The 12213-nt window shown below is 67.9% G+C and carries 16 protein-coding genes; 4 read left to right on the top strand and 12 right to left on the bottom strand.

What is annotated here, in order from left to right:
- Positions 1–3: 3 nt before the first annotated feature.
- The 11 genes from GGQ96_RS12020 to GGQ96_RS11970 all read right to left on the bottom strand — a co-directional run bounded on the left by GGQ96_RS12020 (position 4) and on the right by GGQ96_RS11970 (position 6904).
- Positions 4–498, bottom strand: a complete 495-nt coding sequence (locus GGQ96_RS12020) for an MmcB family DNA repair protein (protein ID WP_184114914.1) — start codon at positions 496–498, stop codon at positions 4–6.
- A 56-nt stretch (positions 499–554) separates the two neighbouring features.
- Positions 555–1208 (bottom strand): cell wall hydrolase, encoded by a 654-nt coding sequence (locus tag GGQ96_RS12015; RefSeq protein ID WP_184114912.1) that lies wholly within the window; start codon positions 1206–1208, stop codon positions 555–557.
- Positions 1209–1363: 155 nt separating this feature from the next.
- Positions 1364–1693, bottom strand: a complete 330-nt coding sequence (locus GGQ96_RS12010) for a DUF1491 family protein (protein WP_184114910.1) — start codon at positions 1691–1693, stop codon at positions 1364–1366.
- Complete coding sequence (locus GGQ96_RS12005; protein WP_184114908.1) at positions 1690–2190, bottom strand: PaaI family thioesterase; 501 nt, start codon at positions 2188–2190, stop codon at positions 1690–1692. Before GGQ96_RS12005 ends, GGQ96_RS12010 begins: the two co-directional genes overlap by 4 nt.
- Positions 2150–2617: a PTS sugar transporter subunit IIA gene (locus GGQ96_RS12000; RefSeq protein ID WP_184114906.1), complete on the bottom strand. Its 468-nt coding sequence runs from the start codon at positions 2615–2617 to the stop codon at positions 2150–2152. The genes GGQ96_RS12005 and GGQ96_RS12000 overlap by 41 nt, the downstream gene beginning before the upstream one ends.
- Positions 2618–2706: 89 nt before the next feature.
- Entirely contained in the window at positions 2707–3324 is a 618-nt protein-coding gene (hpf, locus tag GGQ96_RS11995; RefSeq protein ID WP_184114904.1) for a ribosome hibernation-promoting factor, HPF/YfiA family, read from the bottom strand.
- A gap of 59 nt (positions 3325–3383) precedes the next feature.
- Positions 3384–4079: a DNA polymerase III subunit epsilon gene (gene dnaQ / locus GGQ96_RS11990; RefSeq protein WP_184114902.1), complete on the bottom strand. Its 696-nt coding sequence runs from the start codon at positions 4077–4079 to the stop codon at positions 3384–3386.
- A gap of 8 nt (positions 4080–4087) precedes the next feature.
- Complete coding sequence (gene coaE / locus GGQ96_RS11985) at positions 4088–4681, bottom strand: dephospho-CoA kinase (RefSeq protein ID WP_184114900.1); 594 nt, start codon at positions 4679–4681, stop codon at positions 4088–4090.
- Between the two features lie 5 nt (positions 4682–4686).
- Complete coding sequence (locus tag GGQ96_RS11980; protein WP_184114898.1) at positions 4687–5493, bottom strand: shikimate dehydrogenase family protein; 807 nt, start codon at positions 5491–5493, stop codon at positions 4687–4689.
- The gene (locus tag GGQ96_RS11975) at positions 5490–6092 is read right to left on the bottom strand and encodes a Maf family protein (RefSeq protein WP_184114896.1); all 603 of its coding nucleotides are present in this window, start codon (positions 6090–6092) and stop codon (positions 5490–5492) included. The genes GGQ96_RS11980 and GGQ96_RS11975 overlap by 4 nt, the downstream gene beginning before the upstream one ends.
- Positions 6089–6904 (bottom strand): pyruvate, water dikinase regulatory protein, encoded by an 816-nt coding sequence (locus GGQ96_RS11970; RefSeq protein ID WP_184115147.1) that lies wholly within the window; start codon positions 6902–6904, stop codon positions 6089–6091. The genes GGQ96_RS11975 and GGQ96_RS11970 overlap by 4 nt, the downstream gene beginning before the upstream one ends.
- 318 nt (positions 6905–7222) lie before the next feature.
- Here GGQ96_RS11970 and hemE point away from each other — a divergent pair, with 318 nt between their 5' ends.
- The 4 genes from hemE (at position 7223) to GGQ96_RS11950 (ending at position 11080) form a co-directional block, all read left to right on the top strand.
- A complete protein-coding gene (gene hemE / locus GGQ96_RS11965) occupies positions 7223–8263 on the top strand; it encodes a uroporphyrinogen decarboxylase (protein WP_184115145.1) in 1041 nt (346 codons plus the stop codon).
- Positions 8260–8718 carry a CopD family protein gene (locus tag GGQ96_RS11960; RefSeq protein WP_184114894.1) on the top strand — a complete coding sequence of 153 codons (459 nt, stop codon included), beginning with the start codon at positions 8260–8262 and terminating at the stop codon, positions 8716–8718. The genes hemE and GGQ96_RS11960 overlap by 4 nt, the downstream gene beginning before the upstream one ends.
- Before the next feature lie 208 nt (positions 8719–8926).
- On the top strand, positions 8927–10183 hold the full coding sequence (gene rho / locus GGQ96_RS11955) for a transcription termination factor Rho (RefSeq protein WP_184114892.1): 1257 nt from the start codon (positions 8927–8929) through the stop codon (positions 10181–10183).
- A gap of 159 nt (positions 10184–10342) precedes the next feature.
- Entirely contained in the window at positions 10343–11080 is a 738-nt protein-coding gene (locus GGQ96_RS11950; RefSeq protein WP_221239928.1) for a YjbE family putative metal transport protein, read from the top strand.
- A gap of 424 nt (positions 11081–11504) precedes the next feature.
- Here the strand turns inward: GGQ96_RS11950 and GGQ96_RS11945 are convergent, their stop codons facing one another.
- Positions 11505–12203, bottom strand: a complete 699-nt coding sequence (locus GGQ96_RS11945; protein WP_184114890.1) for a dienelactone hydrolase family protein — start codon at positions 12201–12203, stop codon at positions 11505–11507.
- Positions 12204–12213 lie beyond the last annotated feature (10 nt).

Below are 12213 nucleotides of genomic sequence, written 5' to 3'. Positions count from 1 at the left end.
CCCTCAGCCGAGCGCGGCGCTGTCCGGATCGACCAGGTGCGTCAGCCGTCGTGCCGCGCGGCGGGCGAAGGCGAGGGTGCAGCGCTTGCGGACATGCGCGGGCAGCGGGGTGGTATGCGCCTCGCGCACGATCGCCGCGTCGTAACGGTCGGCGACGATCACCCCGGTCCGCTCCGGCAGGAAGGCCGCGCCGTCGAGCGGCGCCAGGTCGAAGCCGGCCGGCACCGCCCAGAAATAGCGGTCGCAATGGTCGAGATAGTCGGGCCATTTGCCGTCGCCCAGCAAGTCGGCGCGGCTGGTCTTGATCTCGACGACGACGATGCGTCCCTTGGCATCGATCGCCATCAGGTCAGCGCGGCGGCCACCGTCGAGCGGCACCTCCGCCATCGCGACCAGGTCGTGGCGGAGCAGCATGCGTACGACGCCCCGCGCCACATCGGCGGCGCAGAGCGTTGCGTCTAAGGGATCGCGGCACGAGGCGGGTGCGACGTCGAGCATGACGGCGACTTTAGGAACATCCAGCGAACGGAGCAAGCCCGAACGCCGTACGAGGTTCAGCGATAGAAGACGTGATTGCCGATCGACGCGACCTTGATCGCCCCGCCCGACGGGCGGCGATGGGTGGCGTTGAAATACATCGCGTCGGACGCGTTGCTGTCCCACATGTCGTCAAGGGCAACGCGGGCGACCGCGACGGCGGTGCGATAGGACCGGCGGTCGGTATCGATCGCGGGGATCTTGCCGCCGCGCACGAAGGAGAACTGGCCGCGCTGGGTGATGACGCTGCACACGTCCGGCGGATAACGGCCCGATTTGGCGCGGTTCAGGATGACTTCGGCGACGGCGAGCTGGCCGGCGAGCGGCTCGCCCTTGGCCTCGAAATAGATAGCGCCGGCCAGGCAGCGGGTCGCCTCGTCCTTGGCTTCGCTGGCCTGGGCGGCGACGGCGGCGTCGAGCGTCTCGAATTCGGGCTCTTCGGCCGGGAGCGGCTGCACCATCGGGACCGAGGAGGGCGTGACGGTGGAGGCGGGAGCGACGGGCTCGACCGCAGGAACCATCTGGGGGGCCAGCGTGTTCAACGTCTGGAGCGCCGGAGTCGTGACCAGACCCTGGTCCGTACCGGTGGCCCAACCGGGCGAGCTGGCAAGAGCCCCGGCCAGGGAAAGAGCAAAGGTCGCAGCAGTCACGACCCGAGAGAAAAACGACATTCAATCAATTCGACATGCGGTTGGTTCACGGACCCGATCGCATTTGCAGCGATCGTCCGGGCTACCCCCCGACTGCGTCACCGACCTGGATCGCACCCAGACACGGCACAACGCCCATTGGAATGCCGGCCGTCTCGCTGCGTTACGGTTCCATGTCAATTCGACGCGACTGTATCGGCGATGAACCGTTCGACGCCTGCGACAGTGAGTTCGATCACCCACAGGTCGCGATCCCGGTCGCGACGCCGCCGCCAATAGCCGGTCAGATCGTCGTTGGGCGTCACATTCCTTAATATGGGTTTACCATCAAGGTCTAAGGCACGCTCCAGAAGCCTTTCCGGGGCGCCGGGCTCTGCCGCGACGATCAGGATGCCGCCGCCCTGCGCATCGCCCTTGGCCAACACCATGCCCATGCCGCCACCGTCATTCGCGCGGCGCAGCAACGCACCGACCAGCAAATGGGTGGGCAGCCGGCCGTCGGTCATGCGACGGCATAGCCGGGCAGGCCGGCAAGCGCGATGCGCGAGCGCATGAAGGTGCCGGTGCCACGCGCCGCCTCCTCGCCGTCCGCATCGATCAGTCGCGCCTCGCCGACCAGTACGCGGCGCCTGCCGCTGACCCAGCGCCCCTCCGCCACCACCGGTCCCGCCCGGAGCGGCCGGGTGAGGAGCAGGTTGAACGCGGTGGTCAACAGGAAGCGATCACTGACCAGACTGTTGCAGGCGTAGAAGGCGGCATCGTCCAGCATCTTGAAATAGCTGGTGCCATGTGCCGCGCCGCCGGCATGGAAATGGCGTTCGTCGAGCGTGAAGCGGATGCGGGCGATGCCGGCGTCGGCGATCTCCAGCGCGGATTCGAAGAAGCGGTTGATCGGCGCGTGCGCGTAGAGCGATTCCAGCGCGCGGAAATGGGCTGCTTCGCCCTCGGCTAGTGCGGCGGCCTCAGGCGGCACGGCGCGGGTCCGGGGTGGTGAACAGCGCATACAGCGCGTCGGGCGAGCCGGCGCCGCGCAGCTTGTCGACGAACGGCCGGTCGCGCAGCCGACGGGACACGCGCGCCAGCGCCTTTAGATGTTCCTGCCCGGCATCGACCGGCGACAGCAGCGCGAACACCAGATCGACCGGCAGGTCGTCGACCGCCTGGAACTCGATCGGCTGGGCCAGCCGCACGAACAGGCCGATCGGCGCGGCCAGGCCGGCCAGCTTGGCATGGGGGATGGCGACGCCGCCGCCGAACCCGGTCGAACCCAGCCGCTCGCGGTCGGCGAGCCGCTCCGCGACATGGCGCGCGTCGCCGATCGCCTGCGCCGCGGCGAGCTGCCCGAGCTGTTGGAACAGGATCTTCTTGTTGGCGACGTTCCACCCGGTCTGCACGGCCTCCGGGCGGACCACATCGCTTAAATCAGTCATCGTGCCACTCTGGAAAAGCCCCGCGCCGCCTTAACGATCGACGCGGGGGTGGCAAGGGGCCGTGCCCTGTCGCGGCACGGCCGGGTCGGTCAGGCCGCCTGGGGCTGGGGCGCGTTCGACTCGACCTGATCGGCCTGCGGCTCGACCCAGCCGATCGTGCCGTCACCGCGGCGATAGACCATGTTGAACGCGCCGGTGCCCGAATTGCGGAAGAGCAGCGCGGCCGTGTTGCGCAGGTCGAGCATCATTACCGCGTCCGACACGCTGGCATCGGGCACGTCGACGCGCGTCTCGGCGATGATCAGCGGCGCGTCGCCCGCCTCGTCATCCTCCACCGTCTCGGCGAACAGCGTGTAATTGGCGTTGTCATAGCCATTGGCCTGTTCGATCTCGATCGCCTGGGCCGCGTTGCGGTCCTTCAGCCGGCGCATGTAGCGGCGCAGCTGCTTCTCGATCTTCTCGGCCGCCGCGTCGAAGGCGCGGTGCGCATCCTGCGCCTCGTGCCGGCCCTTCAGGATCAGGCCGCGCATGATGTGCGCGACGATATCGCATTTGAAGCCGACATCGTGCGGACCCTTGCCGAACGTGACCTCCGCCGAGATGGCGCGCTCGAAATATTTGCTGGCGATACCCTGGAGCCGGTCGGTGACATGGTCCTTCAGCGCATCGCCCGTCTCGACCTGATGACCTGAAATCCGGATATCCATTCTCGCAACTCCTATGCTTCGTGTAGGCCGGCGGTCCTGTTGGCCTTACCGGATCGGCGTCATCCGGACGCCACGGTCCCCCAAATCGGATCGCTGACCCCCTTCATGAACGCGGCATGGGCGGCAATCTCTCCCTCGCTGGCCGCGAAAACGCGGATCGGCCGCTGGCGGCGGGGCGTGGTCGTCACGACCGGGCCGGAATCAACCGCTTCCGGCTCCAGACTCAGCCCCAGGCCGATCTGTCGCCCACCCATCAGTTCGACATAGACCTGCGCCAGGAGCTGCGCGTCGAGCAAGGCGCCGTGCAGCACGCGATGCGACCGGTCGATGCCATAGCGGGAGCAGAGCGCGTCCAGCGTATGCTTGGCGCCGGGATGCTTCTGACGCGAGATGGCCAGCGTATCGATCATCCGCGTCTTGTGGCAGACCGGCGGGAAGCCGCACTGGCCCAGCTCGCCGTTGATGAAGCCGAAGTCGAAGCTGGCATTGTGCGCGATCAACGGCGCATCGCCGATGAAGTCGAGGAAGTCGGCCACCCCCGCCGCGAACACCGGCTTGTCGGACAGAAAGGCGTCGGACAGGCCGTGGACCGCCTGCGCCTCGGCGGGCATCGATCGTTCGGGGTTGTAATAGGCGTGGAAGGTCCGGCCGGTTTCCACCCGATTGACCAGTTCGACGCAGCCGATCTCGACCAGCCGGTCGCCCTCGGAAAATTTGAACCCGGTCGTTTCCGTGTCGAAGACGATCTCTCGCATCCGTGCGGTTATCGGCCTTCGCGCGGCCCCATGCAAGCGATCACCCGCCGGACATGGTCGCGGGTTTCGTCCAGTCCGCCGCCGGTCGGGATGACGAAATCGGCGCGCGCGCGCTTCTCCGCGTCGGGCCACTGTCGCGCCAGGATCGCGGCGAGCCTGGCCTCGGTCATGCCGGGCCGGGCAAGGACGCGGCGGCGCTGGATGTCCTCGGGCGCGGAGACGACCACGACCCGGTCGACCCGCGCATCGCCGCCGGTCTCGAACAGCAGGGGCACGTCGAACACGACCAGCGGCGCATCGACGTGGTCGGCGAGGAAGGCGGCGCGTTCCTCCGCCACCGCCGGATGGACGATCGCCTCCAGCCGCGCGAACGCCGCCGGATCGCCCATCACCGCCGCCGACAGGGCAGGGCGGTCAACGCCCAGCGACCCCGTCGTGCCGGGAAAGGCCGATTCGATCGCCGCGAGCAATCGCCCGCCCGGCCCCTGCAACCGGTGGACCGCCGCATCGGCGTCGAACACCGGCACGCCCTGCTCGGCGAACATCGCCGCGACCGTCGACTTGCCCATGCCGATCGACCCGGTCAGGCCCAGCGTCCGCATCGGCGTCACGCGATCAGAGCGGCGCGCAGGTCCTCGTCCCGGTCGCGGGGCGGCGCCTGGCCGAACAGGATCTCGAACGCCACCGCCGCCTGCGCCACCAACATGTCGAGCCCGTCGACCGTCTCCAGCCCGCGCGCGCGCGCGGCGGCGAGCAGCCCGGTCTCCAGCGGCGCATAGACGATGTCGTAGACGATCGCGTCCCCGGGCAGCGCCGAGAGGTCGAGCGACAGCGGCGGCTGGCCGGTCATGCCCAGGCTGGAGGCGTTGACCGTCAGCGCGGCCGGAGGCGCGGCGGGGCCAAGCGGCAGCGCCTGGCCCTTCAGCCCGAACTGGCTGAGCAGTGCCGCCGCCTTCAGCACGTTGCGGTTCATCACCGTCACCGGGCCGACGCCGACGCGCGACAGGGCCCAGAGGATCGCCCGCGCCGCACCGCCCGCGCCGATCACCGTCACCGGCTGTCCCGCCAGGTCGAGATCGGCGATCGGCGACCAGAAGCCGGCGGCATCGGTGTTGGTGCCGGCGAGCGTGCCGTCCTCGGCGCGGAAGACGGTGTTGATCGCGCCGATCGACTGGCGCACCCCGCCGGGATCGGCGACATGGTCGAGCGCCGCGACCTTGTGCGGCACGGTGACGTTGCAGCCGCGCCAGTCGGGGTCCTCCGCCCGGTGCCGCAGGAACGCGGCCAGTCCGTCGGGCGCGACCCGAGTGGCGCGGTAATCCGCGTCCAGGCCGAGCTGCGCCAGCCAGTGGCGGTGGATCATCGGCGACTTGCTGTGCCCGATCGGGTCCCCGATCACCTCGGCGTAGATCATGCCGCCATCACCTTTCGTTCGCGCAAATAGCCCAGCACCGGCAGCAGCGGCATGCCGAGGATGGTGAAGTGACTGCCCTCCACCCGGTTGAACAACTGGACGCCCGGCCCCTCGACCCGAAAACAGCCGACGCATCCCGCGATCGCTGGCCATTCGACGTCGAGATACCGCTCGATGAACGCGTCGCTGAGCGGCCGGACATGGAGCCGCGCCCGGTCGACCTGCCGCCACACCGCGCGGCCATTCTCCGCGATCACCGCCGCGCTCCACAGGTCGTGGACGCCGCCCGACATGGCGCGCAGGTGGCGCGCGGCCTCGTCGCGGTCGACCGGCTTGTCGAGGCGGGTGCCGTCGGCGAGCGCGACCAGCGAGTCCGATCCCAGCACCAGCGCGCCCGGCACCTGGGTCGCGATCTTCACCGCCTTCAGCTCGGCGAGCGCATCCGCCAGGTCGCGTGGCGACAGGTCGGCGAGCGCCTGCTTCGCCGATTCCTCGTCCACCATCGCCGCCATCGGCGTGAAGGGAACGCCCGCATCGGTCAGCATCGCCCGACGCGAGGCGCTCTGCGAGGCCAGGATCAGGGTGGGGAAAACGCTCATGACTCGGCCTTGCGCTGGTTGACGAGCGAGACGACCGCGGCGGCGGTCTCCTCGATCGAGCGGCGGGTGACGTCGATCACCGGCCAGCCATTGTCGGCGAACAGGCGGCGCGCGAAGGCGATCTCCTTCAGCACCGCTTCCTCCTCGACATAGGCGGTGTCGGGCATCTGGTTGAGCGACAGCAGGCGGTTGCGGCGAATCTGGATCAGCCGGTCGGCGCTGGTGGTCAGGCCGACGACCAGCGGATTGCGCAGTGAATAGAGCGCGGCGGGCGGCGGGCTTTCGACCACGATCGGGATGTTGGCGGTCTTGTAGCCGCGATTGGCGAGATAGATGGAGGTCGGCGTCTTGGACGAGCGGCTGACCCCGGCCAGCACGATGTCCGCCTCCTCCCATTCCTCCCAGGCGATGCCGTCGTCATGCGCGATGGTCCATTGGATCGCATCGACGCGGGCGAAATAGGCGGCGTCGAGCACATGCTGGCGACCGGGCCGCGCCTTGGCCTGCTGGCCCAGCATCGCCGACAGCGCGTCGTTGACCGGATCGAGCGGCGCGACCGCCGGCAGACCGAGCGCGGCGCAGCGCGATTCCAGGATGCGGCGGGTCGACGGATTGACCAGGGTGAACACCACCAGTCCCGGATTCTGCGCGATCTCCTGGAGGATGCGCTCCAGATGTGCCTCGGTCCGCACCATCGGCCAGAAATGGCGGACGGTCTCGACATCGTCATATTGCGCCAGCGCCGCCTTGGCGATGTTCTCCAGCGTCTCGCCGGTTGAATCCGACAGGAGATGGAGGTGGAGCCGCGTCATCATGCGCGCGCCTCGCTGTGGATGGACGAAGGGCCGGACCAATCTGTGGACAACATGGGGATAAGCGGTAGCGCAACCCGTCCAACCGGGGAAGCGCCCCCCCGCCGGTGGACGAATCCGATTCCATCCACATCGCCGTCCACAGCCACCCGATTCCGTTCACAGCCTGTGGATAACGGGGAGCGCGGATTCGAATCGCCCGGGAATCTGCGAATCCCGCCCGGTCAATCTGTTGGCATTTTCGGGATGGCCGCCTAATCCCCGCTGCCAACGCGCCTACGACTTCATCAGACTCTCTAAGACTCTTATTCTTATTAGATAGAAGGGCCCGTCCGACCCGTGAAACGCCTGTTGTCCACGCTCCGTGGCGAGCGTCATGCCATCCCGCCGCTCTGGCTCATGCGTCAGGCCGGGCGCTATCTGCCGGAATATCGCGCGCTCCGGGCGGAGAAGGGCGGCTTCCTCGCGCTCGCCACCGATCCGGTCGCCGCGGCGGAAGTCACGCTCCAGCCGATCCGGCGTTTCGGCTTCGACGGGGCGATCCTGTTCTCCGACATCCTGATGGTGCCCTGGGCGCTGGGCCAGGACCTCAGCTTCGGGGCGGGCGAGGGACCGCGCCTGTCGCCGCCGCTGGTCGAACATGCGCTGTCGGCGCTCGACCGGGTGCCCGAACGGCTGGAGCCGGTCTATGCGACGGTGCGGGCGGTGGCGGCGGCGCTGCCACCCGAGACCAGCTTCCTGGGCTTTGCCGGCTCTCCCTGGACGGTGGCGACCTATATGGTGGCGGGGGCGGGGTCGAAGGACCAGGGCGAGACGCGCCGCTTCGCCTATCGCGACCCCCAGGCGTTCGGCGCGATCATCGAGGCGATCGTCGACTGCACCGTCACCTATCTGGTCGCCCAGGCCGATGCCGGGGTGGAGGCGGTGCAGCTGTTCGACAGCTGGGCCGGCAGCCTGTCGCCGGCGCAGTTCGAACGCTGGGTGATCGCGCCCAATGCCGCGATCGTCGCGCGGCTGAAGGCGCTGCGCCCCGAACTGATCGTGATCGGCTTTCCCAAGGGCGCCGGCGGCAAGCTGCCCGCCTATGCGCGCGAGACGGGCGTCGATGCGCTGGGACTGGACGAGACGGTCGATCCGGCCTGGGCGCACGCGCATCTGCCGGACGGGATGCCGGTGCAGGGCAATCTCGATCCGCTGGCGCTGATCGCGGGCGGCGTGGAACTGGACCGGGCGGTGGACGATATCCTCACCGCGCTGGTGGATCGCCCGCATGTGTTCAACCTGGGCCACGGCATCCTGCCCGACACGCCCATAGCCCATGTCGAGCGGCTGATCGCTCGCGTCAGGAGGATGGCATGACCGGATGGCTGGGGGCTGCCTATGACTGGGTGAAGGCGGCGCATATCATCTTCGTGATCTTCTGGATGGCGGGGCTGTTCATGCTGCCGCGCTACCTCGTCTATCACCAGGAGGCGCTGGCCGCCGGTCGGGCCGAGGAAGCAGCGCAGTGGGTCGAGCGCGAGAGCAAGATCCGCCACATCATCCTGACCCCCGCGCTGATCGTCACCTGGCTGCTGGGCCTGTCGCTGACCCTCAACCTGGGCCTGGCGGACGGGGTGCCGGGGCTGGGCTGGCTCCATGCCAAGATCGCGCTGGTCCTGCTGCTGTCCGGCTATCATGGCTGGGCGGTCGGCTATGCCAGGAAGCTGGCGGCGGGGAAGCCTAGCCTGTCGGGCCGGCATTTGCGGATGCTGAACGAGGTGCCCGCGCTTGCCGTGTCGCTGATCGTGATCTTGGTGATCGTCCGTCCCTGACGGCCGGTCCGCAGGCTTATCCACAGACTTGTCCACACGCCTGTCCCGCCGCACAGCGCGCTTGACGGCGGGCCTTGCCCTGCTTACCTCCTGTCCACGCGTAGAGCGGCGTCCTGCCGCTCCGCGTTCCTCCCTCCAGCTTCATGTCGCCGCGTCCTGCCGCTGACCGAGCTTCTCCCCAACTATCTGTCGCATTTGGAAATTTTCCATGCATCTCAAAGATTTGAAGAAAAAGACGCCGGCTGAGCTGGTGCAATTGGCCGAGGAACTCGGCGTCGAGGGCGCCTCGACCCTGCGCAAGCAGGACCTGCTGTTCGCCATCCTGAAGGAGCAGGCGGAGCAGGGCGACCAGATCATGGGTCTGGGCACGATCGAGGTGCTGCAGGATGGCTTCGGCTTCCTGCGCTCGCCGGAGGCCAATTATCTTGCCGGGCCGGACGACATCTATGTCTCGCCCAACCAAGTCCGCAAATGGGGTCTGCGCACCGGCGATACCGTGGAAGGCGAGATCCGTGCGCCCAAGGATGGCGAGCGCTATTTCGCGATCACGCGGCTGACCTCGGTCAATTTCGACGATCCCGATGCGGTCCGCCACCGGGTCAACTTCGACAACCTCACGCCGCTCTACCCGGAAGAGAAGCTGATCCTCGATCCGGCCGATCCGACGCAGAAGGACAAGTCGGCGCGCGTCATCGACATCGTCAGCCCGCAGGGCAAGGGCCAGCGCACGCTGATCGTGGCGCCGCCGCGCGTCGGCAAGACGGTGATGCTGCAGAACATCGCCAAGGCGATCACCGACAACCATCCCGAGGTGTTCCTGCTGGTGCTGCTGATCGACGAGCGGCCCGAGGAAGTCACCGACATGCAGCGCTCGGTGAAGGGTGAGGTCGTGTCCTCCACCTTCGACGAGCCGGCGCAGCGGCACGTCCAGGTCGCCGAAATGGTGATCGAGAAGGCGAAGCGGCTGGTCGAGCACAAGAAGGACGTGGTGATCCTGCTCGACTCGATCACCCGCCTTGGCCGCGCCTACAACACGGTGGTGCCGTCTTCGGGCAAGGTGCTGACCGGCGGCGTCGACGCCAACGCGCTGCAGCGGCCCAAGCGATTCTTCGGCGCGGCGCGCAACATCGAGGAGGGGGGCTCGCTCTCGATCATCGCCACCGCGCTGATCGACACCGGCAGCCGCATGGACGAAGTGATCTTCGAGGAGTTCAAGGGCACCGGCAACTCCGAGATCGTGCTCGACCGCAAGGTGGCGGACAAGCGCATCTTCCCCGCGCTGGACGTCGGCAAGTCGGGCACCCGCAAGGAGGAGCTGCTGGTCCAGAAGGACAAGCTGTCCAAGATGTGGGTGCTGCGCCGCATCCTCATGCAGATGGGCACGATCGACTCGATGGAGTTCCTGCTCGACAAGATGAAGAACTCCAAGACCAACGAGGATTTCTTCGACAGCATGAACCAGTAAGGGCCAGGCCCGGCGGCGTTCGCGCCGCCCCCGATGGGACCCAGGTGACGGCGCGGTGGCTGGCCCCCGCGCCGTTCTTGTATGTGCGCCGCTTCTTTGTAGGACAGGGATACAAGCGCCGCGGCCACGAGTTGCCGGTGCATCATCCGGGAGCCGAACTTGTCCATTCTCACGCTACTCGCCGGTGCCGCCAGTGCGGCGGCGGCCGGGCCGGGATCGCCGGCCGAAATCTGGCACCATATCGTTGCCGACTTCTCCAACATCACCGAGCCCGCCGCGCTCGCCGCCTTCGGTTCGGTGCTGATGATCGACCTGGTGCTGGCGGGCGACAATGCCATCGTCGTCGGCGCGCTGGCGGCGGGGCTGCCCGCAGCCGACCGGCGCAAGGTCATCCTGATCGGAATTGGCGCCGCGCTGGTGCTGCGTATCCTGTTCGCGCTGATCGTCACCTGGCTGATGGGCGTGGTCGGCCTGATCTTCGCCGGTGGCCTGCTGCTCCTGTGGGTGAGCTGGAAGTTCTGGCGCGAGATTCGCAGTGGCGGCGATCATGCCGACCCTGCGGCGGCGGGCGGCGACGAAGTGTCCGGCGTGAAATCCGCGCGCAGCTTCGCGGCGGCGGCCTGGGCGGTCGCGGTGGCGGATGTGTCTATGAGCCTGGACAATGTGCTGGCGGTCGCCGGCGCGGCGCGTGAGCATCCTGGCATTCTAGTCGTCGGCCTGTTGCTGTCGGTGGCGCTGATGGGTCTGGCGGCGAACTTCATCGCGCGGATCATCGATCGCTATCGCTGGATCGCCTATATCGGCCTGGCGGTGATCCTGTTCGTTGCGGTGCGGATGATCTACGAAGGCTGGGTCGGAACCGAGGACACGCTGGGGCTGGTCAGCCTGTTTGGCTGATCCGTCGCGCCCCGTCCGGTCTCTGTACGGCTCGTCGTCCCAACGGGGAGGGCGAGCCGTTTTCGCGTCTGGCCCTGTGGATGGTTTTCCATCGGGGTCGGCGAGAAGGTCCGAACGGCCCTGTGGATGATCCTCCATGACGGCCGCTTCTGATCAGGCCCTCTGTGCGTGGATAGGACGTCCCCAAGGCGGCAGCGCGCGTTGGCAAGCGGAGACGGCGCGCCCGAAGCACAAGTCACCCGTGACCATGGGACGGAGTAACCGACATTGCCGGTCCGGCCGTTCGCACTCCTGGGGATAAGACTGGGGATAGAATGGAGCGGCACATTGCAACGGATGCGGCCCGCCCCATGCTGCCGGAGCATTCACAGCCGGGGGCCGCGTCCGATCCGGGTGGGACCGTCGATCCCACCCTGTGGATGGTTCAGCCGAGATGGTCGGCGAAAAAGGCCATGGTCGCGGCATCGGCGCGCTTGGCGGAGTCGTCCGAGCGGCGCTGGCCGAACTCGGTGGCGAAGCCATGATCCTCGCCGGGATAGTCGATCAGCGTCACCTTGGGGTGGTCGTCGAGGCCCGCATGCATCCGCTCCTGACTGTCCTTGTCGACGAAATGATCCTCCTGCGGCACGTGCAGCAGCACCGGATGCGCGATCGCTGCTGCCTCGCCCAGCAAGCCGTCGACGCCGACCGCATAATAGCCGACGCTCGCCTGGGTATCGGTGCGCGTCGCCGCCATGAAGGCGAGCCGACCGCCCAGGCAATAGCCGACCACCCCGACCTTGCCGTCCGGGCCCAGTTCGCCGCGCGCGGCGCGGATGGTGGCTTCGATGTCGCGTATGCCCTGGTCCTGGTCGAACTGGCCCATCCAGTCGAGCGCCGCTTGCATCTGCTCGGGCACGTCGGGATCGAGTTCGAGGCCCGGCTGCATCCGCCAGAACAGGTCGGGCGCGATCGCGAGATAGCCGGCTTCGGCCAGCGCATCGCACTTGCGGCGGATGCCGGCATTCACGCCGAAGATCTCCTGGATGACGATGATGGCGGCGCGTGGCGTACCCTCCGGCGCGGCGCGATAGGCGTCGAAGCGACCGGTGCCGTCGAGCGGCGTTATGCTGATGCTGGTCATGCGGGTTCCT

Origin of the sequence: Sphingomonas abaci (assembly GCF_014199625.1) — a bacterium.
GTDB lineage: Bacteria > Pseudomonadota > Alphaproteobacteria > Sphingomonadales > Sphingomonadaceae > Sphingomonas > Sphingomonas abaci.
Note: the sequence above shows the minus strand (reverse complement) of the source record. Positions and strands in the feature narration are given on the sequence as shown.